This is a genomic window from Streptomyces sp. NPDC046203 (assembly GCF_040646255.1).
In the GTDB taxonomy this organism is placed as follows: domain Bacteria; phylum Actinomycetota; class Actinomycetes; order Streptomycetales; family Streptomycetaceae; genus Streptomyces.
Map to the genome: position 1 here is coordinate 1 of NZ_JBEYZX010000017.1, position 24,107 is coordinate 24,107.

The following is a 24,107-nucleotide window of genomic DNA, read 5'->3' on the forward strand; positions in this document are numbered from 1 at the left end:
GGGGGGGGGGGGGGGGGGGGGTTTTTTTTTTTTTACTGGGTGGGGGGGGGGGGGGGGGGGGGGGCCCCCCCCCCCACCGGTGTGAGGCGTGGTGAGCGCGGTGGCCGGGAACGGCGCCGCGCCCTTCGCCGTGTCATGGGCGGCGAGCTCCGCGGGGGCGCGGGATTCCCCGGGCCGGGGACGGGGCGTATGCCTACAACTCGTCGGTAAACGCACCGGGCCCACGGGCGTAGCCTCAAGGGCATGAATGCGTATGGAAGCTTCCCGGGGGCCCGGCCGAGGCGGCTGCGGACGACTCCCGCCATGCGGCGGATGGTGGCCGAGACGCGGCTGCACCCCGCCGATCTGATCCTGCCCGCCTTCGTGCGCGAGGGCGTGAGCGAGCCCGTGCCGATCGGCGCGATGCCCGGCGTCGTGCAGCACACGCGGGACAGCCTGCGCAAGGCCGCCGCCGAGGCGGTCGCGGCCGGAGTCTCCGGAATCATGCTGTTCGGCGTGCCGGAGGACGAGAAGAAGGACGCGTACGGCACGGCCGGCACCGACCCCGACGGCATCCTCCAGGTCGCCCTCCGGGACGTCCGGGCCGAGGTCGGCGACGACCTCATCGTCATGTCGGACCTGTGCCTGGACGAGTTCACCGACCACGGCCACTGCGGCGTCCTGGACGAGCACGGCCGGGTCGACAACGACGCCACCCTGGAGCGGTACGCCGAGATGGCCCAAGTGCAGGCCGACGCCGGCGCCCACGTCGTCGGCCCGTCCGGGATGATGGACGGCCAGGTCGGCGTGATCCGGGACGCCCTGGACACGATCGGCAAGGAGGACGTGTCGATCCTCGCGTACACCGTGAAGTACTCCTCCGCCTTCTACGGTCCCTTCCGCGAGGCCGTCGGCTCCTCGCTGACCGGCGACCGCAAGACCTACCAGCAGGACCCCGCCAATGTGCGCGAGTCCATGCGGGAGCTGGCGCTCGACCTGGAGGAGGGCGCCGACATGGTCATGGTCAAGCCGGCCGGACCGTACCTCGACGTCCTCGCCAAGGTCGCCGACTCGGTGGACGTGCCGGTCGCCGCGTACCAGATCAGCGGTGAGTACTCGATGATCGAGGCGGCGGCGGAGAAGGGCTGGATCGACCGCGACAAGGCGATCATGGAGTCCCTGACCGGCATCCGCCGGGCCGGCGCCCAGATGATCCTCACCTACTGGGCGACCGAGGTCGCGCAGAAGCTGTCCCGCGGGTTCTGACGCCCGCGACCCGCTCCCGGCGCGCGGAGTGCGCGGGGACGGATGCACCCTGGAGAGGTACCCGGGATCCGGCGGATCCCCCGGGTACCTCTCTGGAGGTGGTCCTCATGACGACGCAGACACAGACGCTGGTCGGCTGGCACGTCGAGATGGAGTTCCGGGAGGACGGCGACCGGACGCGGGCGGTGGGACTGGTACGGCTCGGTGACGGCACCGAGGTCCGCGCCCACGGCACCGCCAACCGGCACCCTTCCGACCCCGATCAGCTGCGGGTGGGCGAGGAGATCGCCGGGGCCCGGGCGCTCATGGATCTCGCGTCGCAGCTGCTGCAGAAGGCCCATGTCGAGATCGACGAGGTCTCGGGGCGGCATTCCCACCCGATCCCGCGGTGACCGCCGACCGGTGACCGGTGATCGCCGACCGGTGATCGCTGACCGCTGGACCGTTGACCTCGGTACGTCGGCAGGTCGGTAGGTCGGGTCAGTACGTCAGTACGTCAGGGCGTCGGACAGTTCGCGCTGCCAGTACGACACGGCGGCGCCGTCGTCGGCGTACGTCCCCTTCGGCGCGGTCAGCGTCACGCCGCTGTCGTGGGTGAGGTAGACGCTGATCTTCTTCACGGTGCTGCCGTGGGTGTCCGGGCCGGGCTCCCCGGTCAGGATCAGTGAGGCATATGCCGACTCGCCGGGGGCGAGGGTGACGACGGCCTGCGGCTTGCTGTCCTCCAGGATCCGGATCGGCGACTGACTGAAGTCGAAGCCGACGAACGGCGCGCCGAGCGCGTCGCAGGGGCGGCTGCCGGTGTTGGTGACCGTGAGCGCCAGGTGGTTGATCGGGCGGCTCACCTTGCTCGCCACGACCTTGGCCGTCGCCGCCGTGCAGGTGGTCGGGCGGGAGGCCGTGTTCGCGGGCTGTGCGTGCGGTGCGGGCTTCGCCTGCTGCGCGGGCTGTGCGGCCTCGGTGTGGTGCGCGGCCGTCGGCTGGGCGGCGGGCGCGGCTTCCTGCGGCCCCGCGGCGCTTCCCTTGGTGGGTGCGGAGCTGTCGGCGGGTGCCGGGGTGGCCTTGGCCCCCTGGGCCGGTGCCTCCTTGACGGGGGCGGCGGAGGCGTCGCCGGCCGGGGCGGGCTTGGGGTCGCCCGACTGGCAGGCGGTGAGGGCGAACGCCGCCGAGAGGGCGGCCGCGGGCAGGGCGAGACGGCGGGCGAGAGTACGCATGATGTGAATTCCCCGTGATGGTGTCGTGGTGCGCCGGTGGTGCGTCGGTGATGCGTCAGTGCTGGTCGAGCAGAGCGAGGACGACCGCTGCGCAGGCGATCAGGACCGCGACCGCCACAGCGTCGGTGAAGCGGCTGTTCCGCATGACTCCGAGCCTGCGCGTCGGAGTGATCCCCAGGCAACGGGCACGGGACAATGAGGGACGGTGGAACGCTCTCACCCACGGTGACCTGGGGAAATGACCATCCCCTGGAACGCGTTCCTGGGACGCCGACACGGGGTACGGGGGCATGGATGAGCACGGCGGACGGATTCGCGGGGCGAATGCGGGGGCTGAAGGAACGGTCGGGGCTCAGTTACGGGGCGCTGGCCAAGCGTCTGCACGTCAGTACGTCGACCCTGCACCGCTACTGCAACGGGGACGCCGTGCCGACCGGGTTCGCCCCGGTCGAACGGCTCGGGCGGCTGTGCGGCGCCTCCCGTGACGAACTGGTCGAGCTGCACCGCGCCTGGATCGTCGCGGACGAGGCACGAAGGACGAGTCAGCCCGCTTCCGCCGCTGTGCCGGAGCGGGAGCCGGGGCGAGACGGGGATCGGGGCGGGGGTCGGGCGCCGGGGCGGGCGCCGCAGCGGGGCCGGGACGAGCGGGAGGCGCGGGGAGAGGGCGCTGGGGCTGGGGCTGGGGCTGGAGCGGGCGCCGGGGCCGGGGCCGAGGTGGTCGTGGTCGCTGAGCCGGTGGTGCCGCCGGTCGCGCCAGAGCCGGTCGCGCCCGAGCCGGCCGCGCCCGAGCCGGCCGTGCCACCGGTCGCCGAGGCCGCTCCCGCGTCCTGCGAGGCCGGTGGACGGCGGCTGCGGTGGCGGGCCGTCCTCGGGGCCACGGCGGCCGTGGTCGCCGTCGCCCTGGCCGTACCCCTCGTCCGGGTGCTGGCGAGCCCCGCCCCCGACACGGGCGGCTCGGGCGACGACGCGCCCGCCGGGCCGCCCGCCCCGCTGAGCGCCGGCATCAGCTCGTACAACTGGGCCGAGCCCTGCGGCCAGTACTACCTGCTCGACCAGGACCCCGAACACGTCCCGCCGCCGCCCGCCCCGCAGGACACCCGAGGCTGGGCCCGGGCGCTCGACGGGGTCGACGGCGGGCATATGCAGCTCCAGATCACCGTCACCGGCGGCACCCAGGAAGCCGTCGTCCTCAGCGCCCTGCACGTACGGGTCATGGAACGCGGCGAGCCGCTGGACCGGACCGCGTACTCGATGGGCGACGGCTGCGGCGGCGCCATCACCCCGCAGACCTTCGACATCGACCTCGACGCGCCCCGCCCGTATGCCAAACCGGTCGCCGGACGCGACGGGGACCGCATCGTGCCCGCCAAGAACTTCCCGTACCAGGTCGCCACCGGGGACCCGCAGGTCCTCAATCTGGACGTGCACACCGAGGGGCACGACGTGACCTGGTACCTGGAGCTGAAATGGAGCGACGGCGCCCGGCAGGGGACCATGCGCGTCGACGACGGCGGGAAACCGTTCCGCACCAGCGCCATGAAGGGCCGCCCGACCTACGGCTACCGGGCCGACAACGGGACCTGGTTCAAACAGGACTGAGAACGACCCGAGAGCGGCCCGAGAGCAGCGCAGAACGGCCGATGGCCATGCCCGGGCGGGCATGGCCATCACTACTCACACGCGGCTACCGCGACCGGGCGTCAGAGGCGCTCGGGGGTCCGGATGCCCAGCAGGGCCATGCCCTGGTGGAGCGTCCGGGCGGTCAGCTCGATCAGGAAGAGGCGGTTCTCCTTCTGCTCCTCCGTGTCGGCCTTCAGCACCGGGCACTGGTCGTAGAAGGAGGTGAGCTGCGTGGCCAGCTGGAAGAGGTACGCGGCCAGCTTGTGCGGCGCGTACTCCTCGGCGGTCTCGGCGAGCGTCGCGCCGAACTGGTCCAGGTGCAGACCCATCGCCCGCTCGGCCGGGGCCAGCTCCAGCTCCGGGTGCGCCACCGGCTTGGCGTCGCCCGCCTTGCGCAGGATGGAGCGGATCCGGGCGTACGCGTACTGGAGGTAGACCGAGGTGTCGCCGTTCAGCGACACCATCTGGTCGAGGTCGAACTTGTAGTCGCGCACCGCCGACGTCGACAGGTCCGCGTACTTGACCGCGCCGACACCGACGTAACGGCCGTTCTCCGCGACCTCCGCGTCGGACAGGCCGGCCTTCTCCTTCTTCTCCTCGACGACCGCCGTCGCCCGGTCGATCGCCTCGTCGAGGAGGTCCACCAGACGCACCGTCTCGCCCTCACGGGTCTTGAACGGCTTGCCGTCCTTGCCGAGGACCGTGCCGAACGCCAGCTGGACGGCCTTGACCTCGTCGTTCAGCCAGCCCGCCCGGCGCGCCGTCTCGAAGACCATCTTGAAGTGCAGCGACTGACGCGCGTCCACCACGTAGAGCAGCGTCGACGCCTTCAGGCCCTGCACCCGGTCGCGGATCGCGGACAGGTCCGTCGCCGCGTAGCCGAAGCCGCCGTCGGACTTCTGCACGATCAGCGGGACCGGGTTGCCGTCCGGGCCCTTGACGTCGTCGAAGAACACGCAGAGCGCGCCCTCCGAGCGGACCGCCACGCCCGACTCCTCCAGGATCCGGCAGGTCTCCTGGAGCATGTCGTTGTAGCCCGACTCGCCGACGATGTCGGGGTCGCGGATGTCCATGTCCAGCTTCTCGAAGACCGAGTAGAAGTAGATCTTCGACTCGTCGACGAACCGCTGCCAGAGCGCCAGCGTCTGCTCGTCGCCCGCCTGGAGGTCCACGACCCGGGCCCGGGCCCGCGTCTTGAACTCCTCGTCGGAGTCGAACAGCGCGCGCGACGCCTTGTACAGCCGGTTGAGGTTGGACATGGCCTCCTCGCCGGAGACCTCCGCGTCCGTGCCCTCGGCCTTGTGGTCCAGCTCGTGCGGGTGCTCGATCAGGTACTGGATGAGCATGCCGAACTGGGTGCCCCAGTCGCCGATGTGGTGGCGGCGGACCACCTTCTCGCCGGTGAACTCCAGGATCTCGACCATCGCGGCGCCGATCACGGCGGAGCGGAGGTGGCCGACGTGCATCTCCTTGGCCACGTTCGGCTGCGCGTAGTCGATCACCGTCGTACCGGCCGACGGGTTGAACGGCACGCCGAGCCGGTCGTCCGCGGCACGCGCCGCCAGCGTCTCGATGATCGCCGAGTCCGAGACGGTGATGTTGAGGAAGCCGGGGCCGGAGACCTCGATCTCCTTCAGGACGTCGTTCTCCGGGATCGCGGCGACGACCTGGGTCGCCAGCTCACGCGGGTTGCCCTTGAGCCGCTTGGCGAGCGCCAGGATGCCGTTGGCCTGGTAGTCGGCCCGGTCGCTTCGTCGGAGCAGCGGGTCGGCGGACCCGGACTCCGGCAGGGCTGCCGAAAGACCTTCCGCGAGGCGCTGCTGCACGGTCGAAGCGAGGGAAGGGACCGAGGCCATGAGCTTCCGTTCCTGTGTCGGAGGTGAGGGGCGATATCGCTTGTCAAGTGTCCCACGGGTGGGCAAGGTGTTTTCCCCGCCTGTGGACAACCACGGGCGAAGAACCCCTCGCCATTCCGGCCTGTGGACAACCTCCGGGCGCGCCGATCCGTCTGGGAGAATGGCTCAGGTAGGCCCGCGAGGCCCGTAAGGCCCGCAAGGCACTGAGGGAAACCAAGGAAGAAGGACGAACCGACCGTGGCTCAGAGCAGCACCGAGACCGACTGGGTCTCCCGTTTCGCCGACGAGGTCATCGCCGAATCGGAGCGACGTGCGCCTGGCAAACCCGTCGTCGTCGCCTCCGGCCTCTCCCCGTCCGGCCCGATCCACCTCGGCAACCTCCGCGAGGTCATGACCCCGCACCTGGTCGCCGACGAGGTCCGCCGCCGCGGGTACGAGGTCCGCCACCTCATCTCCTGGGACGACTACGACCGCTACCGCAAGGTGCCGAACGGCGTCGCGGGCGTCGACGCGTCCTGGGCCGAGCACATCGGCAAGCCGCTGACCTCCGTCCCGGCCCCCGCCGGGTCGGCCCACCCCAACTGGGCCGAGCACTTCAAGGCCGCCATGGTCGAGTCGCTCGCCGAGCTGGGCGTCGAGTACGACGCGATCAGCCAGACCGAGCAGTACACCGCCGGCACCTACCGCGAGCAGATCCTGCACGCCATGCGGCACCGCGGCGACATCGACGCCATCCTCGACCAGTACCGGACGAAGAAGGCCCCGAAGAAGCAGTCGCAGAAGCCCGTCGACGAGGCCGAGCTGGAGGCCGCCGAGGGCTCCGGCGCCGCCGGTGAGGACGACGGCTCCGGCGCCGGCACCGGCTACTTCCCGTACAAGCCCTACTGCGGGCAGTGCGAGAAGGACCTCACCACCGTCACCGCCTACGACGACGACACCACCGAGCTCGCCTACACCTGCTCCGCCTGCGGCTTCTCCGAGACCGTCAAGCTGAGCGAGTTCAACCGAGGCAAGCTGGTCTGGAAGGTCGACTGGCCCATGCGCTGGGCCTACGAGGGCGTCATCTTCGAGCCCTCCGGCGTCGACCACTCCTCGCCCGGCTCCTCCTTCCAGGTCGGCGGCCAGATCGTCCGCATCTTCGACGGCACCCAGCCGATCGGCCCCATGTACGCGTTCGTCGGCATCAGCGGCATGGCCAAGATGTCCTCCTCGCGCGGCGGCGTCCCCACCCCCGAGGACGCCCTGAAGATCATGGAGCCGCAGCTCCTGCGCTGGCTGTACGCCCGCCGCCGCCCCAACCAGTCCTTCAAGATCGCCTTCGACCAGGAGATCCAGCGTCTCTACGACGAGTGGGACAAGCTCGTCGCCAAGGTCGAGGACGGCACCGTGCTCCCGGCCGACGCCGCCGCGTACGCGCGCGCGGCCCGCACCGCCGAGCGCGAGCTGCCGCGCACCGCGCGCCCGCTGCCGTACCGCACCCTCGCCTCGGTCGCCGACATCACCGCCGGCCACGACGAGCAGACCCTGCGGATCCTCGGCGAGCTCGACCCGGCCAACCCCGTCGTCACCCTCGACGAGGTCCGCCCGCGCCTTGACCGCGCCGAGAACTGGATCACCACCCAGGTCCCGGCCGACCAGCGCACCATCGTCCGCGACGAGCCCGACACCGAGCTGCTCGGCTCCCTCGACGACGAGGGCCGCGAGTCGCTGCGTCTGCTCCTTGAGGGCCTGGACACCCACTGGTCCCTCGACGGCCTGACCACCCTGGTCTACGGCGTCCCGAAGGTGATGGCCGGTCTCGAACCCGAGGCCAAGCCGACCCCGGAGCTGAAGGTCGCCCAGCGCTCGTTCTTCGCGCTGCTCTACAAGCTCCTCGTGAGCCGCGAGACCGGCCCCCGTCTGCCCACCCTGCTGCTCGCGGTGGGCGCGGACCGGGTGCGCATGCTGCTCGGTGCCTGACCGTGAACGCCTGACTGTGAACGTCTGACCGTGAACGCCTGAGGGCCGCCATCCCGTCGTACGGGGTGGCGGCCCTCAGGCATGTGCCGGACGTGTCCGGCCGGTGTGCGGTGCTCGGTGTTCGTTGCCCGGTGTTCGGTCACCCGAGCGGGGTGGGGTCGGGGCGGGCGGCTACGGGGCTACGGGATGTGCATCTCGTCGAGCTCGCGCTCGATGCGCTCACGCAGCCGGGGCGTCATCCGGCCGAGCAGCGCGAGCCGGCGCGGGTCCTGCGGGCCGTACCGCTCCGTGAGGAGCTCGACGAGCATCTCGTCGCCCGGGAACGCGTTGTTCTCCTCGGCGAACAGCCGCATGGTCTTGTAGACCGCCTCGCTGAACTGCTCGGCCGCCTGCTGCTCCGGCTCGGGCTCCAGCTCGTGCGCGCCGGGGGCGGCCTCCGGGGCCTGAGGAGCCTGGGGGCCGTGCGGGGCCCCATTCGGCTGCTGCTGCGCGACCGGGGCCTGGGCCTGCGCCTGTGCCTGAGTGGCGTCCGCCGTGGGGTCGTACCCGCCCTGGTACGGCTTCTGCATCATGCCGTGCGGGAACCACGGGCTGCCCTCCGGACCCGCCCCCGGGCCCTGGGCCTGGACCTGTCCCTGGACCGGCTCCGGGAACCGGATCTGCTCCTGGGTCTGGAAAGCCACGGGCACCGGGCCCGCCTCCACGGGAACCCCCACCGGAACCGGCATCTGCGCCGGCGCGGGGGCGGCGTCGGCCTGCTGTGGTGCCGGGGCCGCTGCCGCTCCCTGCGCCGCCGCCGGGACGGGTGCGGGCTGGGGCGTGGGCGTGGGCGTGGGCGTCGGCTGGGCGGGAGGTGCGGGCGCCGCCGGAGCCGTCGGGGCCGCGGCGGCCACGGGAGCCGCGAGGTGCGCGGGAGTACCGGCGGCCTCGGGGGCCACCGCAGCCTCGGGAGTCACGGCCGGTGCGGGGGCCGCACCGGCGGCCGGAGCGGCGGCGGCCACGGCCGCCACCGGAGCCACCGGGACGGGGGCCGCGACCGGAATGGGGGCCGGGGCCGGGGCAGGGGCCGTGGCAGTGGTCAGTTCACGAGCCCCGGACAGCTCCGGCGCCACCGGTGCCACCTGCGGCATCGGAACCGCCGGCATCAGCACCGGCTCCATCCCGGCCGCCGCCAGACCCGCGGCCGCCGTCTCCGCCAGCGGAACGCCGTACTTCGCGAGCCGCAGCGGCATCAGCGCCTCCACCGGCGCCTTCCGCCGCCACGCCCGGCCGAACCGGGCCTGCAACCGCGCCTGGTAGACCAGCCGGTCCTGCTCCAGCTTGATGACCTCGTCGTACGAGCGCAGCTCCCACAGCTTCATCCGCCGCCACAGCCGGAACGTCGGCACCGGGGACAGCAGCCACCGGGTCAGCCGTACGCCGTCCATGTGCTTGTCGGCGGTGATGTCCGCGATCCGGCCCACCGCGTGCCGCGCCGCCTCGACGGCGACGACGAACAGCACCGGGATGACCGCGTGCATGCCCACGCCCAGCGGGTCGGGCCAGGCCGCCGCGCCGTTGAACGCGATGGTCGCCGCCGTCAGCACCCAGGCGGTCTGCCGCAGCAGCGGGAACGGGATCCGCAGCCACGTCAGCAGCAGATCCAGGGCGAGCAGCACACAGATGCCCGCGTCGATGCCGATCGGGAAGAAGTACGAGAAGGTGCCGAACCCCTTGGCGATGGCGAGCTCGCGCACCGCCGCGTACGACCCGGCGAAACCGATGCCGGCGATGATCAACGCGCCCGCGACCACCAAGCCGATGAGTACCCGGTGTGTGCGTGTCAGCTGCATCGCGGCCACCCGCGATCCCTCCCGTCGATCGACAACTCGCCGCCACAGACTGGCACACGTGTACGGGGCCCGGCCCTCGGGGGAGGGACAGGCCCCGCACGAAAAGGCATATAAGGCTACTTGTTGGCCGCCTCGATCGCCGTCACGGCTTCCTTCGCGGTCTTCACCGCGCCCTCCGTGATCCACTTCTCCGACGGCGTCTTCGACCCCGCGTACCCGGCGCCGTTGTACGTCACCAGGACCACGACATTGCCCGTCCGCGCCACGACCGACGCGTACTGGAAGTCCTCGTCCGTCTTGTGCAGCTGGTACGTCACCGTCTCGGCCTTCTCGCCGACACCGGACGCCTCGGAGGTCTTCGCGCCCTTGGCGCCCTCCGTCTGCTGGGCCTTGCCGAGTTCCTTCGTGTAGTTCGCCGCGGCGCGCTCCTGGCCGCTGCCGAGCGTCGCGTCCGACTCGTAGCGGTAGAAGGAGACGTCGAGCCAGCGGTAGTTCGACCCCTTGGTGCCCTTGTCCTCCAGGCCGTTCCAGGAGCAGCCGCCACGGCTGTCCAGATCGCTGGAGGCCGCCGCCGTGCCCTTCTTGGTCTTCGCCTTCGGCACCAGCTCGTCGATCGTCTTCGACGAGACCGCCTTGCAGACCTCCGGCAGCTTCGCGAACTTCGCGGGCTCGACCGCCTTCTTCGTCGGCGTCGCCGGCGGAGCCTCGGCGGGGGCCGAGGAGGCGGCCTTGTCCGGCGAACCGGGAGCCTTGTCCTTGCCGGAGTCGGAGCCGGAGGAGCATCCGGCGGCGACGAGCATCACCGGGACGGCGGCGCAGGCGAGGACACGGGACAGGCGCGGAGCTGATCGGGGCATGGTTCCTTCAGTCGCTTGGGCAGTCGCTTGGGCGGCCGGCGGCCGGGCGGCCGCGGTACGCCGACACGTTACGTGGTCCCCCGGGCGGTCACGGGCCTGGTGCGGACCGGGCGCGGACGGTCACTCCTCCAGGCGCTCGGCCAGGAGTCCGGCCAGATTCCGGGCTTTGTCCTGCAGTTCCTCGCGGTCCAGGGCCTTGCCGGAGGCGGCGGTCTCCTCCTCGTACGCGACGGTCACGATGACGTTCGATGTGCGGAAGACCACGCTCACCAGCCGCCGCTCGCCCGACGGGCCGGCGGTCAGCAGGGTGTCGTCGAGGTACGCCACGTCGCCGAGGCCGTCGAGGGTGCGGGGTTCGAGACCGGGGGCTTCCGTCGTCCCGGACGTGCCGCCGTTGTCGCCCCCGGAGGAGGAGCCGGCGGTCGGGGTCGGGGCCTCGGGGCCGTAGGGCGCGAGGCCCGGCTGCCCGCCGGCGAGCGCCAGGACCGGGTTCTGTCCGCCGGTCGTGGCGTCCGTGCCCTGCGCGTCGGCGGCGGTGTGGGTGGCGGTATGGCCGGCGGTGGGGGAGACCGTCTCGGATGCCTTGTCGGCGGGCTTGTCACCGGCCTTGTCGCCGGACTTGTCCGCGGATTTGTCCGTGGACTTTCCGGTGGGCTTGTCCGTGGGCTTGCCGGGCGGCGGGGAAGCCGGTGTGGTGGGGGTGGTGCTCGCCGGCGGGGCGATCCCGGCGGCGGTCTGCTTGCGCTCGTACACCTGCTGGGCCCGGTCGTCGTCGCTGACCGTCGTGTCGTAGGAGACGACCCGCTCGATGTCCAGGCTCAGCCGGTGCGTGGCGTCGGGGCCGGTCGACTTCCAGCTGCACCCCACACGGCGGTCGGTGTCGAAGGTGGCGGCGGCCGTGCCGCGGTAGGCCCGGTCGCGCTCGGCGTCGGGCAGCGCGGCGGCGCCGGGCAGCAGGTCCTTGAGGGTGGCCGGCGGGACCGCGCCGCACGGGGCGAAGAGCGTGCGGTAGCGGCCGGGCGGGGCGACGGAGGCGGAGGCGGCGGGGCCCGCCTTGGAGTCGATGGCGTCGGCGCCCCCCGCGGAACCGGAGGAACACCCGGTCAGGGCGATCCCGAGGCCGAGGGCGAGGAGGGTGGCCGCGGAGACTGCCGCGGACCCGGACCGGCCGGGTACGTACGCCTTGCGCTGCACGATCCCAGGCTCCCTTCTGCCGGAGGAATCCCCCGAAAACTGTTTGCCGCCCTGTGGGGCGCGGTGAACACAATGTGTATCGCACGCATGGCCGTTGATGCCGGTCCGCGGTCGCCGTTACGGGCTTTGGCGCCGGTTTTTGCGTGATGAGGCTTATCGGGGGAAGTGGGGAAGTATGTCGTATATAGAGGTACCGGGCGCGAAGGTGCCCATACGGTTGTGGACCGATCCCGCCTCCGTCGAGGAAGGCGCGATGCGCCAGCTCCAGAACACGGCGACGCTGCCGTGGATCAAGGGCCTGGCCGTGATGCCGGACGTGCACTACGGCAAGGGAGCAACGGTCGGCTCGGTGATCGCCATGCACGGCGCGGTCTGCCCGGCGGCGGTCGGTGTCGACATCGGCTGCGGCATGTCCGCCGTCAGGACCTCGCTGACCGCGAACGACCTCCCCGGCGATCTCTCCCGCCTCCGCTCCAGGATCGAACAGGCCATCCCGGTCGGCCGCGGCCTGCACCGCGAGATGATCGACCCGTCCCGGCTGTACGCGTTCCCGACGGCGGGCTGGGACGACCTGTGGTCGCGCTTCGACGGGGTGGCCGACTCGGTCAAATACCGTCGGGAGCGGGCGGAAAAGCAAGTCGGAACCCTAGGATCAGGTAATCATTTTATTGAGCTTTGTCTGGATGAGTCGGGTTCCGTCTGGCTCATGCTGCACTCGGGATCCCGGAACATCGGCAAGGAGCTGGCCGAGTACCACATCGGGGAGGCGCAGAAGCTGCCCCACAACCAGGGGCTGGTCGACCGCGACCTCGCGGTGTTCGTCGCCGACACCCCGCAGATGGCGGCGTACCGGAACGACCTCTTCTGGGCGCAGGAGTACGCCAAGTACAACCGGGCCATCATGATGGCGCTGTTCCAGGAGGTTCTCCGGCGCGAGTTCCGCAAGGCCAAGGTCGCCTTCGATCCGGTGATCTCCTGCCACCACAACTATGTGGCGGAGGAGCGGTACGAGGGCATGGACCTGCTGGTCACCCGCAAGGGCGCGATCCGGGCCGGCTCCGGGGAGTACGGGATCATCCCGGGATCGATGGGTACGGGGTCGTACATCGTGAAGGGGCTCGGCAACGCGGCTTCCTTCAACTCGGCCTCGCACGGTGCGGGCCGCCGGATGAGCCGCAGCGCGGCGAAGCGGAGGTTCTCCACGCGGGATCTGGAGGAGCAGACCCGGGGTGTGGAGTGCCGGAAGGACTCCGGCGTCGTGGACGAGATCCCCGGCGCCTACAAGCCGATCGAGCAGGTCGTGGAGCAGCAGCGGGACCTGGTCGAGGTGGTCGCGAAGCTCAAGCAGGTCGTCAACGTGAAGGGCTGACCCCGCACGGACGAGGGAGGGGCCGGTGCGTGTGCGCCGGCCCCTTCGGCATGCCGGTCAGAGCTCGCGGTGGACCTTGGTGTTGGAGGCCTGGGCGCGGGGGCGGACGACGAGGAGGTCGATGTTGACGTGCGGGGGGCGGGTACAGGCCCAGGCGACGGTGTCGGCGACGTCGTCCGCGGTGAGCGGCTCGGCCACGCCCGCGTAGACCTTGGCGGCCTTGTCGGTGTCGCCGCGGAAGCGGGTGGTGGCGAACTCCTCGGTCTTGACCATGCCGGGGGCGATCTCTATGACGCGGACCGGGGTGCCGACGATCTCCAGACGGAGGGTCTCGGCGAGGACGTGGGAGCCGTGCTTGGCGGCGACGTAGCCACCGCCGCCCTCGTAGGTGCCGTGGCCGGCGGTGGAGGAGACGACCACGATCGTGCCGTCGCCGCTCGCGGTGAGGGCGGGGAGCAGTGCCTGGGTCATGTGGAGGGTGCCGAGGACGTTGACCTCGTACATGCGGCGCCAGTCGGCGGGGTCGCCGGTGGCGACGGGGTCGGCGCCGAGGGCGCCGCCGGCGTTGTTGACGAGGACGGCGAGGGTGCGGAAGGCCGTGGCGAACTCGTCGACGGCGGCGCGGTCCGTGACGTCGAGGGGGTAGGCGGTGGCCTGGTGGCCGGCGTCGTTGATCTCGGCCGCGAGGGCTTCGATGCGGTCCTTGCGCCGGGCGGTGAGGACGACGCGGTAACCGGCGGCGGCGAGCTGTCGGGCGGTGGCCGCGCCGATGCCGCTGCTGGCTCCGGTGACGACGGCGATGGGCTTGGCGGCGGTCATGGCGTGCTCCTGGCGCGGGTGGTCGGTGGCCTCGGTTGGCGGCCGGGCCAGGATAGGACGGGGTGGGTCAGTTGCCGCGGGGGGCGTACATGATGACCGCCATGCCGGCGAGGCAGATGAGCGCGCCGGCGATGTCCCAGCGGTCGGGGCGGTAGCCGTCGGCGACCATCCCCCAGGCGATCGAGCCGGCGACGAAGACGCCGCCGTAGGCGGCGAGGATGCGGCCGAACTCGGCGTCGGGCTGGAGGGTGGCGACGAAGCCGTAGACGCCGAGGGCGAGGACGCCGGCGCCGATCCAGATCCAGCCGCGGTGCTCCCGTACGCCCTGCCAGACGAGCCAGGCGCCGCCGATCTCGAAGAGGGCGGCGAGGACGAAGAGCAGGGCGGAACGGGCGATCAGCATGGGGTGAAGGGTGCCATGGGGCACGGGGCGGGGCGGTAATCGGAAGGGAGGGGAGGGAGGGGAGGGGAGGGAGGGGAGGGGAGGGGAGGGGAGGGGAGGGGAGGGCTTCGGCGACGGTGGGGTGTCGCCCGGTGGGTGAGGGACGGGTGGGCCCGTTCCGTCCCTCGCCTCCCCGCCGGGGCCGGTCCTAGTGGAGCGGGGCGGTGTAGCCGTCGGGGCGGACCAGGAGCGCGTCGCGGCGGGCCGGGTTGGACCAGGTGGCCCGTATGAGCCGGCCCGGGGCGGCGGGGATCGAGGGCGGCGGGGTGGGGGCGGTGCCCTCGGGGGCGACCAGGACGAAGCGGCCGTCGCGCAGCAGCTCGTACAGCCGGCCTTCGCGGAGCTTCAGGTCGGGGACCCGGCGGGTGTCCCGGTCGTAGCCGATACCGATCCCGCTGACCTGGCCGATGGTGCGGGTGGCGACGGGCCGGAGGCTGCCGAGCGCGTGCGTGGTGAGGGCGCGGGTGGCGCGCTGGAGCGGGGTGTGGGCGATGGCGAGCCGGATGAGGGCGCCGCTGCTGCGCAGGACCTGGGTGCCGACCGGGTGCCGTTCGGCCTGGTAGGTGTCGAGCAGGGCATCGGGGTCGGGTGCCTCGCCGTGCAGGACCGCGGCGAGTTTCCAGGAGAGGTTGGCGGCGTCCTGGAGGCCGGTGTTCATGCCCTGGCCGCCGGCCGGGGTGTGGACATGGGCGGCGTCTCCGGCGAGGAAGACACGGCCGACGCGGTAGGAGGGGGCCTGGCGCTCGTCGCTGTGGAAGCGGGAGAGCCAGCGGGCGTCGTGCATGCCGTAGTCGGTGCCGAAGGCGCGGCGGGCGAGCGTGCGGAGTTCGTCCAGCTCCACCGGTTCGCTGTCGGGGACCTGGTGGGCGCGGTCCCAGCCCATCACCCGGTACCAGCCGTCGCCGAACGGCATGACCACGGCGAAGGCGTCGCCGTCGGTGGCGAGGCGCAGCGTCTGCGGGGGTGTGTCGGCGAGGCGGACGTCCGCGAGGGCGAGGGAGCGGAGCACCGAGGTGCCCGGGAAGGGCATGTCTATCGCCCGTCGCACGGCGCTGTGGACGCCGTCGGTACCGACCAGGTAGCGGGCGCGCAGGGTGTGGGTCCGGGGGATGGCGGAGGGTTCGGTGCCGTCCTCGGTGCTGTTTTCGGTGCTGTCTTCGACGGCGGGGGCGGCGGTGCCGGTGCCGGTGGAGGCGTGTGCGGCGAGTTCGGCGGTGACGGAGTCGGCGTCCTGGCGCAGACCGCGCAGCTCCGTCCCGATCCGGATGTCCACGCCGGCGGACCGGGCGCGCTCTTCGAGGGCGCGCTCGACCTCGTACTGGGGGGTGACGAGCACGAACGGGAAGCGGCTGCGCAACTGGGAGAGGTCGAGGGAGACCTTGCCGAACATCTCCATGCGATCGAGCCGGCTGCCGGTGGCGACGAGCCGGTCGGCGAGGCCGCGGGCGTCGAGCTGTTCGAGGGAACGGGCGTGGACGGCGAAGGCGCGGGTCATGTTGCTGATGCCCGTGGTGCGGCGCTCGACGAGGGTGACCCGCAGACCGGAGACGGCGAGGTCGCCCGCGAGGAGCAGTCCGGTGGGTCCCGCGCCGACGACGAGGACGTCGGTGTCGAATCCGCTGCCGTCGGCGGCGGGCGCGTGGGTGGCCTGGGCGGTCCGGGGGGCCTGGGTGGTGACGGTGGGGCTCGTGGTGCTCATCACTGCCTCCAAAGTTGCCTACGCTCGTTGGCCAACGGCTGTGGGTCAACGCTTGTTGGCAACGCTACGCCCGGTCTCGCTGGATTGTCAACGCTTGTTGGCCTACAGTCGTGGGCATGACCGCCGTACGCCGTTCAGACGCCACCCGTTCCGCGATCGTCGAGGCCGCCCGCGAGCGCTTCGCCGCCGACGGCTACGAGCGCGCGACCATCCGGGCCATCGCCCGCGACGCGGGGATCGACCCGTCGATGGTCATGCGCTACTACGGCAACAAAGCGGGACTCTTCGCGGCGGCCACCACGATCGAGCTGGAGGTCGCCGCGCTGGTCGGGCTGCCAGCCGGCAATGTCGGCACCGCGCTCGTCGAGCACTTCCTGGACCGCTGGGAACGCGACGAGGTGCTCACCGGGCTGCTGCGGGCCGGCGTCACCAACGCCGCCGGCAACGAGCGCATGCGCGAGATCTTCACCGAGCAGCTCGTCTCGATAGCCCGCGAGACCTGCCCCGACCCGGCCGAGGCGCCGCACCGGGCCGCCCTCGTCGCCTCGCAGATCCTTGGGATGGCGCTCGCCCGCTACGTGCTGGGCTTCGCGCCCGCCGCCGAGATGTCCCGCGCGGAGGTGGTCGCCTGGCTGGGGCCGACGATCCAGCGCTATCTGACCGCCGAGGCACCGTAGGGGCTCGCCCACGTGGTGCCGTAGGGCCTACGCGATGCCGTGGGGGCCGCTTGCGAGGCGGGCCCCACGAGGCGGGCACGGAGGAACCCGGTCCGGGCGAGGGGCCTCGGCCGGCAGGAAACGTCCTGACGGGAGAAAGTGCCCCGTCGACGGAAAGTGCCTGGTCGGCGGAAGGGCCCCAGGCGGTGAAAGGGTCCTGGGCGGTGAAAGGGCCCCGCGGGTCGTACCCGCTCAGTGCGCGCCTGTCGCGCCCGTCGCTCCCGCGCCGCCGAACTCGCGGACCGCGTCCGTGACGATCGCCTCCAGCCGGGCGTGGTGCGCCCCGCGCCAGTACACCCGGCCGCACTCGACGCACCGCGCGAACACGTCGTACGTCTTCTCCGTGCCGTGTTCCAGCCGGTCGCGCACCGCGTCCTTGTCGGCTTCGGTCAGCGGCCCGTTGCACGCCGTGCAGCGGGTCCAGGGCGCGAGCGGGGGCGCGAAGCGTTCGAGGACGTCGCGCAGCTGGTCGTCCGGCTGGTCGCTGTAGATGTACGCGCCGGCCCACAGCTCACGGCGGCGCAGCAGCCCGCGGTCCCGGGACAGCATCACGCGCCGCTCCTTCGCGGAGAGCGCGGCGAGGGCCGGGTCGCCGATGTCCTCGCTCTCGTACGCGGCGTCGACGCCGAGCAGCCGCAGCCGCCGGGCAAGCGTGCCGAGGTGGACGTCGAGCAGGAAGCGCAGCGGGGCGCCGGGCACCTGCTGCGGGCGTTCGACACCCTCCACGTCGACCGTCTCGCCGGCCGCCGGGACGTGTGAACGCTCCACCGGCCTGCCGTTCACGAGCAGCCGTCCGGCCTCGGTGAGCGGCACGCCGAGGGACTCCACCACATGCCCGAGCGACGAGACTCCGTCGGTGGTCACGGCGGTGTGTCCCGCGCGGCGGTCCGCCGGGACGAACAGGCGCAGGGCGGGGGCGAAGCCGATGTGGATCTCCGGTCCGTTCACGGGGACAGGATGACACCGCGTACCCCCGCGCGGCCAGGGAATTCGGGCGGGGGACCGGGCATCGGGCCGGGCATCGGGCCGGGCATCGGACCGGGCATCGGGCCTGGTGGGGGCCTGGTGGCGGCCCTGGCGGGGGCGTACGGGCCCGGGCTCGTCCCACCTCTGCGCCTGCCCCGTACCCCCGTCCTCCCGTCCCCGTACCCCTGCCGCCGCCCCGTCCCCGAGCGGTACGGTCCCCGCATGAAGATCATCGACATCGAGCCCGGTGACCCGCGTCTGGAGAGCGAAGTCCTGCCGGTGCTGCGCGAGCTGCGGCCGCATCTCACGGCCGGGCTGCTGTACGACGTCTACGCCGAGGGTCACCCCCAGGGGCTGCGCTTCACCGCCGTGTACGGCGAGGACGGTACGTGCGCGGGCGTCGCCGGATGGCGGATCATCGCCAATACCAGCTCGCTGAAGAAGCTGTACGTGGACGACCTGGTGACCCGGGAGACCTCCCGTTCCACGGGCGTCGGCCACGCGCTGATCGCGTACCTGGAGACCCGCGCCCGCGAGGCCGGCTGCCACGAACTCGACCTGGACTCCGGCACGCACCGCACCGGCGCCCACCGCTTCTACCTCCGCGAGCGGCTCGACATCGTCGCCTTCCACTTCAGCCGCGCGCTCAAGCCGCTGGGGCAGTAACTCCACCGGCGAGCAGGTCGCCGGACCGGCCGGCGGACGGGTCAGAGGTCGAGGCTCCAGTCGTTGCAGCGCATGTGACGGCCCGGCGGGTACTCGAAGGCCGTCTCGCCGCGCAGGGTGAAGCCGGCCTTGCGGCAGACCGCGTTCGACGGCGCGTTCTCGACGGAGGGGAAGGCGTGCAGACGGCGGAACCGGCCTTCGGCCCGGGCCTGTTCCACCAACGCGCGCGTGGCCGACGTCGCGACGCCCCGGCCCTGGAAGCCGTCCAGCACCGTCCAGCCCGTCTCGTACGTGGGCTCGCCGTCCACCGAGGTCTCCCAGAACCCGATGGCGCCGGCCGTGATCTCCTCCGGCAGCAGGGTGATCCGGAACATGGCGCCCGGTCGCGTGGTGTCGGCGCTCAGCTTCACGTAGCGCTCCTGGCGGGCCGCGAGCTGCTGTTCGCTCTCCGGGCCGCCCAAGTGAGCGGTCAGTTCCGGTGAGTTCATCAGCGTGAGCAGGCCGGTGTCGTCGTCCGACCAAGGGGTGAGCCTGAGGGCGGTGGGGATCATGGACATGGCCGCACCCTAGAACAGGGGTCCGACATTCCCCCGGGGTCTTCGTCCCTCGGGCCTCCCTCGGGCATCTCTCGGGGCTCAGCCGGGGTACGCGGTCGGCGGCACCCCGACCGTCGCCGTGAAGTCCCGTACGAGATGGGCCTGGTCGCTGTAGCCCAGGTCGGCCGCCAGCCGGGCCCAGTCCGGGGGAGCGCCGGCCGGGTCGTCGGGGCCGTCGGGGCCGCCGGGGGCGCCGGGCTCGGCGTGTTCCAGGGCCTCGTGGACGCGGTAGCGCAGGATCACCCACTTCGGGCCGGCGCCCACCGTGGACGCGAACAGCCGCTGGAGCGAGCGCGAGGACAGCCCGGCGGTACGGGCGAGGGCGGACACCCGCCGGATCGTACGGTCCGTCCGGACCAGCTCCACCAGGTCCCTCGCCTGTGCGGCCGCCGGGTCGGGGGCCGGGCCGCGGGCCAGCAGGAAGGCGTCGAGCGCTGCCACGCGCGCGTGGTCGTCGTCCGGCGCCAGGATTCCGGCCGCCTCGCGCGCGTGGGCGCCGGGAAACGCCTCGTCGAGCGGCGCGAGGCGCCCCGTCCAGTGCGAGACCGGGCGGCCGGGCGTGAACGGGCGGAAGCCGCCCGGCCGGAACTTCACGCCGCAGACCCGCCCCGTACCGGCGAGTTCGCGCGTGTACAGGGCGTCCGCGACGCCCGAGACCACCCCGAAGGTGCCGGTGTCCCCCTGCCGTTCGAAGACGACGTTGACGGAGGGGTGCGGGACGACCCGGGACACGTACGGCTCCGTCAGATCCCAGTCGATCAGCCAGTAGTGGTCCAGATACGGGCGGAGCGCGGGCGCCGGGGCGTGGCGGCGGAAGCGGACGCGGGCGAGGAGCGCGGCGGCGTCCACGATGCCCCGGGTGTCGCGGCGTGGAACGGGGGCGTTCATGCGCCCCATGCTTGGCGAGCCGGCGGGTTCGATCAAGCGGATCCGATCAAGCCGGGGTCGGCCGGACCGGAGCCGACCGGACCGGAGCCGACCGGACCGGAGCCGACCGGACCGGAGCCGACCGCACCGGGGCCGGTCGAACCGGGGCTGACCGCACCGGGGCCGATCGAACCGGGCCGGCCGCGGCCCCGCCCCTACGGCAGGCGGGCCCGCAGCGAGGCCGCGAACTCCTCCGCGCGGGCGAGCTGGGTGTGCAGTTCCGCGACGCGTTCGGTGGCGGCCTGCTCGTAGCCGCGGACCAGGGCGACGAGCGCCCCGCGCGTGGGCGGGTCGAGTTCGCCCGGGGTGTCGGGGACGTCGGCGGCCAGCCGGTCCACGGCGCCGAGCAGGTCGCGGGTCTCGTCGAGGGTGAAGCCGAGCGGTTTCATCCGGCGGATCACCATCAGCCGGGCGACATCGGCGTCCGTGTAGAGCGGGAAGCCGCCCTCGGAGGCCGTGGACGGGACGACGAGGCCGCAGTCCTCGTACTGCCGGATGGTCCGCAGGGGCAGTTCCGCCAGGGTCGCGACCTCACCGATCTGCAACGGTCGTCCCGTGCCGCCCGGCCCGGCCTGGCGCGCGGAGCCGCCGCCGGCACTGCCGACACCGCCGCTGCCACCTTTGCCGCTCGTGCCGCTCGTGCCGCTCGTGCCGCTCGTACTGTTCGTGCTCGCAGTCGTCACCACATCGCATCCTTCCTCGTCCGGGGCCGGGGTGCCGGCCGCCGGTCCGGTACGACCGGCGCGGGCGCGGCCCCTCGTGCCCCGTGTGCTTCTCGTGCTCCTTGTGCGGACGGACTCATGCGGACTCGTGCGGGGGCGCCGGCGGGCGCGGCGGCCACGCATCACATCCGATTCGTCCTAACTTCAGCACTTATGAGAGCTGGAAACGTGGCGAAACGCCTGCTGGTAGGGCGTCCGTTGGACAGCGCGCGGCTGGCCGAGACCCTGCTGCCCAAACGGCTCGCCCTGCCGATCTTCTGCAGCGACCCGCTCTCCTCCGTCGCCTACGCCACCGAGGAGATCCTGCTGATCCTCGCCCTCGGCGGCCTGGCGGTGCTGCATCTGGCCTGGTGGGCGGCGGTCGGCATCGTCGTGCTGCTGGTCGTGGTCGTCGCCTCGTACCGGCAGACCTGCTACGCGTACCCGGGCGGCGGCGGTGCCTACATCGTCTCGTCCGAGAACCTCGGCACCACCGCAGCCCTCACCGCCGCCAGCGCCCTGCTCATCGACTATGTGATGACAGTGTCGGTCTCCGTCGTCTCCGGGGTCGCCGCCCTCACCTCCGCCGCGCCCGCGCTGAGCCGTCACGCGACGATCCTGTCCGTGGCCGCTGTCGCCCTGCTGGCCTGGATGAATCTGCGCGGGGTGCGCGAGTCGGGCCGCTGGTTCGCGGTCCCCACGTACGCCTTCGTCGGCGTGATCTACCTGATGTTCGTGGTCGCGGCGGTCCGGATGGCGACCGGTGCCACGCTGCGCGCCGAGTCCGCCGGGCTGCCCGTCGAGCAGGTGTCGGTGTACTCCGGTCTCGCGCTCGTCCTGCTCGGTCTGCGCGCCTTCGCGTCCGGCTGTACGGCGCTCACCGGTGTCGAGGCGATCAGCAACGGCGTGCCCGCCTTCCGCAAGCCCAAGAGCCGCAACGCCGCCACGACCCTCGCGATCATGGGCTTCTTCTCCGCGACCATGTTCTTCGGCATCACGACGCTCGCCATGGTCTACGAGGTGCACATCGCTGAGGACCCCACCCGGCTGGGACTCCCGCCCGGCACGCCGACCGCGACCGCGCTCGCCCAGATCGGCCGCGCCACCTTCGGCGACTGGCACATCCTCTTCTACGCGCTCCAGGCCGTCACCGCGAGCGTCCTCGTCCTGGCGGCCAACACCGCCTTCAACGGCTTCCCGATGCTCGCCTCCGTCCTGGCCCGCGACGGCTTCGCGCCGCGCCAGCTCGTCCACCGGGGCGACCGGCTCGTCCACTCCAACGGCGTCCTGCTGCTGGCCCTGACGGCCATCGCGCTCATCGTCGCCTTCAACGCCAACCTCACCCGGCTGATCCAGCTCTACATCATCGGCGTCTTCGTCTCCTTCACGCTGTCCCAGTCCGGCATGGTCACGCACTGGCGGCGCGCCCTCGCGAACCCGGTCGCCCGCCCCACCCCGCGCGAACGCCTCCGGATCAAGCGCCGGCTCGCCATCAACGGCTTCGGCGCCTGCCTCACCTCGGTCGTCCTGGTGATCGTCCTCATCAGCAAGTTCACGCACGGCGCGTGGATCGTCGTCATCGCCATGCCGCTGCTCTTCGCCGGCATGAAGAGCGTGCGCCGGCACTACGACACCGTCGCCGCCGAGGTGGCCGTCGAACCCGGCGCCCACCCGCGCCCCTTCGCCGAGAACCACGTCCTGGTCCTGGTGTCGTTCGTCAACGCGCCGAGCCTGCGCGCCCTGTCCTATGCCAAAACGCTCAAGCCCGCGTCCCTCACCGCCGTCACCGTCGCCGAGGACCCGGCCGAGGCGGAACTGCTGCGGGCCGGCTGGGAGGCGCACGGCGTCGACGTACCGCTGCGGGTGCTGAGCACCCCGTACCGCTCGATCGTCCAGCCGGTGCTGCGGCACATCCGCGACGCGCCGGAGCGCGGCGCGGACTCGGTGGTCACCGTCGTCATCCCCGAGTACGTGGTCGGCCACTGGTGGGAACAGCCGCTGCACAACCAGACCGCGCTCCGGCTCAAGGCGCGGCTGCTGTTCATGAAGAACGTCGTCGTCATCGACGTTCCGTACCGCCTCGCCTCGGCGCGCGAACTGGCCGCGGAGCGGGCGAAGGCGGCGGCCGAGGAGCACGAGCGGGGGCCGGGGGGAACAGGAGAGCCGGGAGGTCCGGGAGAGCCGGGAGGGCCGGAGAGGGGCTGACCCCGCTGCCCGCCGCCGGACCCGCCCGGACCCGCCCGGACCCGCCCGGACCCGCCCGGACCCGTGCGGCTACGGCCAGACCAGGCAGTACGGCTGGTGCCCCGCCTCGTGCAGGCGGTGGGAGAAGTCCTGCCACTCGTGGAGGAGCCGGTAGACGTTGAAGGCGTCCTGCGGGCCGCCCCGGTCGGGGACGGTGGACCAGATGAAGGCGGCGGCGCCGACCGATTCCTCGCCGATGTCGCGCAGCGGGTCGACGGCCGTCGTCGGGAGCCGCACCACCGCGTAGTCCGGGTGCAGTACGACGAGTTCCAGGGGCGGCACCTTGTGCAGGGGCATGCCCTGGATGCCGGTGAGGACCATCGCCGCTATCGTCTCCGGCTTGATCCGGGTGAACATGCCGCCCATGCCGAGCTCGTCGCCGCCCAGTTCCTCGGGGCGCATCGAGATCGGGACGCGGGCGGCGGTCGCGCCGTCGGGCGCGCCGAAGTACTTGTAGGTCACGCCCAGCCCGCTTCTGCCGGTTCCGGCCAGCGGCCCGCCGAGCGGGCCCGGCTCGTGCATGTCGTACGGCTCGGGCAGCTCGTACGTCTCACGCGTCCGGCGCGTCTCGTGCGCCTCATGGGTCTCACGGGCCCCATGGATGTCGTGCGCCCGCTGCGCGTCCCGGGCCTCGCGCGCCTCCCGCGCCTCACGGGCGGCTCGGGCGCGGCGGGCGCGGGCGCGGCTGAGTCGGGAGTCGTCGGGATTGGCCGAATCCGATCCCTTCTCCCCGGCGGATCCTGCCGAGCCCGTCGAGCCTGTGGATCCAGTCGACCCGGGCGACGACGTACCGGCGCCGCCGCTGCTACCGCTACCGCCACCGCTCCGCGAGGTCTCCCCGGAGGTGACGGAGTCACCGGGCCACGGGTCGCTCACCCAAGGGTCGGCGGAACGGGGCTCGTTCGCCCGCGCGTCACCGCCCGCCCGGCTGTCGCCGGGCCGTGTGTCACCCGTCCGTGAGTCCCCCGACCGCGCGTCGCCGGCCCGGGAATCACCGTTTCGTGGATCACCGGACCACGAGTCGCCGGACCGTGAGTCACCCGTCCTCGGCTCGTTCGCCCTCGGCTCTTCCGTCCGCCGGCGCCGGTGCCTCCCCCGCCGGACAGGATCGGGACCCAGGTCGTCAGTCCCCTCGCCCGGTCCGCCACCGCGATGCATATCTCCACCCGACTGCTGTTCCAGGCC

General features: G+C 72.4%; 21 protein-coding genes. 8 read left to right on the top strand and 13 right to left on the bottom strand.

Annotated elements, in window-relative coordinates; all coding sequences use genetic code 11:
- The first annotated feature begins 243 nt into the window (after positions 1-243).
- Both hemB and ABZ990_RS15580 read left to right on the top strand, forming a co-directional pair.
- Positions 244-1,245: a porphobilinogen synthase gene (gene hemB, locus ABZ990_RS15575; RefSeq protein ID WP_361231043.1), complete on the top strand. Its 1,002-nt coding sequence runs from the start codon at positions 244-246 to the stop codon at positions 1,243-1,245.
- Between the two features lie 107 nt (positions 1,246-1,352).
- The gene (locus ABZ990_RS15580; RefSeq protein WP_361231045.1) at positions 1,353-1,637 is read left to right on the top strand and encodes a DUF1876 domain-containing protein; all 285 of its coding nucleotides are present in this window, start codon (positions 1,353-1,355) and stop codon (positions 1,635-1,637) included.
- A 96-nt stretch (positions 1,638-1,733) separates the two neighbouring features.
- Here ABZ990_RS15580 and ABZ990_RS15585 read toward each other — a convergent pair whose 3' ends face one another.
- Entirely contained in the window at positions 1,734-2,459 is a 726-nt protein-coding gene (locus ABZ990_RS15585; protein ID WP_361231047.1) for a DUF4232 domain-containing protein, read from the bottom strand.
- Positions 2,460-2,753: 294 nt separating this feature from the next.
- Here ABZ990_RS15585 and ABZ990_RS15590 point away from each other — a divergent pair, with 294 nt between their 5' ends.
- Positions 2,754-4,058, top strand: a complete 1,305-nt coding sequence (locus tag ABZ990_RS15590; RefSeq protein ID WP_361231049.1) for a helix-turn-helix transcriptional regulator — start codon at positions 2,754-2,756, stop codon at positions 4,056-4,058.
- A 101-nt stretch (positions 4,059-4,159) separates the two neighbouring features.
- Here the strand turns inward: ABZ990_RS15590 and argS are convergent, their stop codons facing one another.
- A complete protein-coding gene (gene argS / locus ABZ990_RS15595) occupies positions 4,160-5,935 on the bottom strand; it encodes an arginine--tRNA ligase (RefSeq protein WP_361231051.1) in 1,776 nt (591 codons plus the stop codon).
- Positions 5,936-6,172: 237 nt separating this feature from the next.
- Between argS and lysS the strand changes: the two genes are divergently transcribed.
- On the top strand, positions 6,173-7,894 hold the full coding sequence (gene lysS, locus ABZ990_RS15600; protein ID WP_361231053.1) for a lysine--tRNA ligase: 1,722 nt from the start codon (positions 6,173-6,175) through the stop codon (positions 7,892-7,894).
- A gap of 179 nt (positions 7,895-8,073) precedes the next feature.
- On the opposite strand, the gene ABZ990_RS15605 is transcribed toward lysS, so the two are convergent.
- The 3 genes from ABZ990_RS15605 to ABZ990_RS15615 all read right to left on the bottom strand — a co-directional run bounded on the left by ABZ990_RS15605 (position 8,074) and on the right by ABZ990_RS15615 (position 11,777).
- Complete coding sequence (locus ABZ990_RS15605) at positions 8,074-9,735, bottom strand: DUF2637 domain-containing protein (protein WP_361231055.1); 1,662 nt, start codon at positions 9,733-9,735, stop codon at positions 8,074-8,076.
- A 107-nt stretch (positions 9,736-9,842) separates the two neighbouring features.
- Complete coding sequence (locus tag ABZ990_RS15610) at positions 9,843-10,583, bottom strand: DUF3558 domain-containing protein (RefSeq protein WP_361231057.1); 741 nt, start codon at positions 10,581-10,583, stop codon at positions 9,843-9,845.
- A 120-nt stretch (positions 10,584-10,703) separates the two neighbouring features.
- On the bottom strand, positions 10,704-11,777 hold the full coding sequence (locus tag ABZ990_RS15615) for a DUF3558 domain-containing protein (RefSeq protein WP_361231059.1): 1,074 nt from the start codon (positions 11,775-11,777) through the stop codon (positions 10,704-10,706).
- 175 nt (positions 11,778-11,952) lie between these two features.
- On the opposite strand from ABZ990_RS15615, the gene ABZ990_RS15620 reads away from it, so the two are divergent.
- Positions 11,953-13,146, top strand: a complete 1,194-nt coding sequence (locus ABZ990_RS15620; RefSeq protein ID WP_361231061.1) for an RtcB family protein — start codon at positions 11,953-11,955, stop codon at positions 13,144-13,146.
- Positions 13,147-13,203: 57 nt separating this feature from the next.
- On the opposite strand, the gene ABZ990_RS15625 is transcribed toward ABZ990_RS15620, so the two are convergent.
- The 3 genes from ABZ990_RS15625 to ABZ990_RS15635 all read right to left on the bottom strand — a co-directional run bounded on the left by ABZ990_RS15625 (position 13,204) and on the right by ABZ990_RS15635 (position 16,106).
- Positions 13,204-13,965: an SDR family oxidoreductase gene (locus ABZ990_RS15625; RefSeq protein WP_361231063.1), complete on the bottom strand. Its 762-nt coding sequence runs from the start codon at positions 13,963-13,965 to the stop codon at positions 13,204-13,206.
- A 67-nt stretch (positions 13,966-14,032) separates the two neighbouring features.
- Positions 14,033-14,368, bottom strand: a complete 336-nt coding sequence (locus ABZ990_RS15630; RefSeq protein ID WP_361231064.1) for a YnfA family protein — start codon at positions 14,366-14,368, stop codon at positions 14,033-14,035.
- 187 nt (positions 14,369-14,555) lie between these two features.
- Positions 14,556-16,106: an FAD-dependent monooxygenase gene (locus tag ABZ990_RS15635; protein WP_361231066.1), complete on the bottom strand. Its 1,551-nt coding sequence runs from the start codon at positions 16,104-16,106 to the stop codon at positions 14,556-14,558.
- A gap of 116 nt (positions 16,107-16,222) precedes the next feature.
- On the opposite strand from ABZ990_RS15635, the gene ABZ990_RS15640 reads away from it, so the two are divergent.
- A complete protein-coding gene (locus tag ABZ990_RS15640; RefSeq protein WP_361231068.1) occupies positions 16,223-16,783 on the top strand; it encodes a TetR family transcriptional regulator in 561 nt (186 codons plus the stop codon).
- Positions 16,784-17,014: 231 nt separating this feature from the next.
- Here the strand turns inward: ABZ990_RS15640 and ABZ990_RS15645 are convergent, their stop codons facing one another.
- Complete coding sequence (locus tag ABZ990_RS15645) at positions 17,015-17,770, bottom strand: Mut7-C RNAse domain-containing protein (RefSeq protein WP_361231070.1); 756 nt, start codon at positions 17,768-17,770, stop codon at positions 17,015-17,017.
- 240 nt (positions 17,771-18,010) lie between these two features.
- Here ABZ990_RS15645 and ABZ990_RS15650 point away from each other — a divergent pair, with 240 nt between their 5' ends.
- A complete protein-coding gene (locus tag ABZ990_RS15650) occupies positions 18,011-18,454 on the top strand; it encodes a GNAT family N-acetyltransferase (RefSeq protein ID WP_361231072.1) in 444 nt (147 codons plus the stop codon).
- Between the two features lie 41 nt (positions 18,455-18,495).
- Here the strand turns inward: ABZ990_RS15650 and ABZ990_RS15655 are convergent, their stop codons facing one another.
- The 3 genes from ABZ990_RS15655 to ABZ990_RS15665 all read right to left on the bottom strand — a co-directional run bounded on the left by ABZ990_RS15655 (position 18,496) and on the right by ABZ990_RS15665 (position 20,522).
- A complete protein-coding gene (locus tag ABZ990_RS15655) occupies positions 18,496-19,011 on the bottom strand; it encodes a GNAT family N-acetyltransferase (RefSeq protein ID WP_361231074.1) in 516 nt (171 codons plus the stop codon).
- Positions 19,012-19,089: 78 nt separating this feature from the next.
- Positions 19,090-19,938 (bottom strand): helix-turn-helix domain-containing protein, encoded by an 849-nt coding sequence (locus tag ABZ990_RS15660; protein ID WP_361231076.1) that lies wholly within the window; start codon positions 19,936-19,938, stop codon positions 19,090-19,092.
- Between the two features lie 194 nt (positions 19,939-20,132).
- Entirely contained in the window at positions 20,133-20,522 is a 390-nt protein-coding gene (locus tag ABZ990_RS15665; protein ID WP_361231227.1) for a MerR family transcriptional regulator, read from the bottom strand.
- 330 nt (positions 20,523-20,852) lie between these two features.
- On the opposite strand from ABZ990_RS15665, the gene ABZ990_RS15670 reads away from it, so the two are divergent.
- Positions 20,853-22,883 (top strand): APC family permease, encoded by a 2,031-nt coding sequence (locus tag ABZ990_RS15670; protein WP_361231078.1) that lies wholly within the window; start codon positions 20,853-20,855, stop codon positions 22,881-22,883.
- Positions 22,884-22,952: 69 nt separating this feature from the next.
- Here ABZ990_RS15670 and ABZ990_RS15675 read toward each other — a convergent pair whose 3' ends face one another.
- A complete protein-coding gene (locus ABZ990_RS15675; protein WP_361231080.1) occupies positions 22,953-23,798 on the bottom strand; it encodes a hypothetical protein in 846 nt (281 codons plus the stop codon).
- Positions 23,799-24,107: the final 309 nt, after the last annotated feature.

Bases quoted from the DNA above. Each gene is read 5' to 3' on its own strand.
- ABZ990_RS15660 (WP_361231076.1), bottom strand. From the start codon at position 19,938: ATGAACGCCCCCGTTCCACGCCGCGACACCCGGGGCATCGTGGACGCC.
- hemB (WP_361231043.1), top strand. From the start codon at position 244: ATGAATGCGTATGGAAGCTTCCCGGGGGCCCGGCCGAGGCGGCTGCGG.
- ABZ990_RS15640 (WP_361231068.1), top strand. From the start codon at position 16,223: ATGACCGCCGTACGCCGTTCAGACGCCACCCGTTCCGCGATCGTCGAG.
- ABZ990_RS15620 (WP_361231061.1), top strand. From the start codon at position 11,953: ATGTCGTATATAGAGGTACCGGGCGCGAAGGTGCCCATACGGTTGTGG.
- ABZ990_RS15625 (WP_361231063.1), bottom strand. From the start codon at position 13,965: ATGACCGCCGCCAAGCCCATCGCCGTCGTCACCGGAGCCAGCAGCGGC.
- ABZ990_RS15630 (WP_361231064.1), bottom strand. From the start codon at position 14,368: ATGCTGATCGCCCGTTCCGCCCTGCTCTTCGTCCTCGCCGCCCTCTTC.
- ABZ990_RS15650 (WP_361231072.1), top strand. From the start codon at position 18,011: ATGAAGATCATCGACATCGAGCCCGGTGACCCGCGTCTGGAGAGCGAA.
- ABZ990_RS15635 (WP_361231066.1), bottom strand. From the start codon at position 16,106: ATGAGCACCACGAGCCCCACCGTCACCACCCAGGCCCCCCGGACCGCC.
- ABZ990_RS15585 (WP_361231047.1), bottom strand. From the start codon at position 2,459: ATGCGTACTCTCGCCCGCCGTCTCGCCCTGCCCGCGGCCGCCCTCTCG.
- ABZ990_RS15655 (WP_361231074.1), bottom strand. From the start codon at position 19,011: ATGTCCATGATCCCCACCGCCCTCAGGCTCACCCCTTGGTCGGACGAC.
- ABZ990_RS15610 (WP_361231057.1), bottom strand. From the start codon at position 10,583: ATGCCCCGATCAGCTCCGCGCCTGTCCCGTGTCCTCGCCTGCGCCGCC.
- argS (WP_361231051.1), bottom strand. From the start codon at position 5,935: ATGGCCTCGGTCCCTTCCCTCGCTTCGACCGTGCAGCAGCGCCTCGCG.
- ABZ990_RS15580 (WP_361231045.1), top strand. From the start codon at position 1,353: ATGACGACGCAGACACAGACGCTGGTCGGCTGGCACGTCGAGATGGAG.
- ABZ990_RS15670 (WP_361231078.1), top strand. From the start codon at position 20,853: ATGAGAGCTGGAAACGTGGCGAAACGCCTGCTGGTAGGGCGTCCGTTG.
- ABZ990_RS15590 (WP_361231049.1), top strand. From the start codon at position 2,754: ATGAGCACGGCGGACGGATTCGCGGGGCGAATGCGGGGGCTGAAGGAA.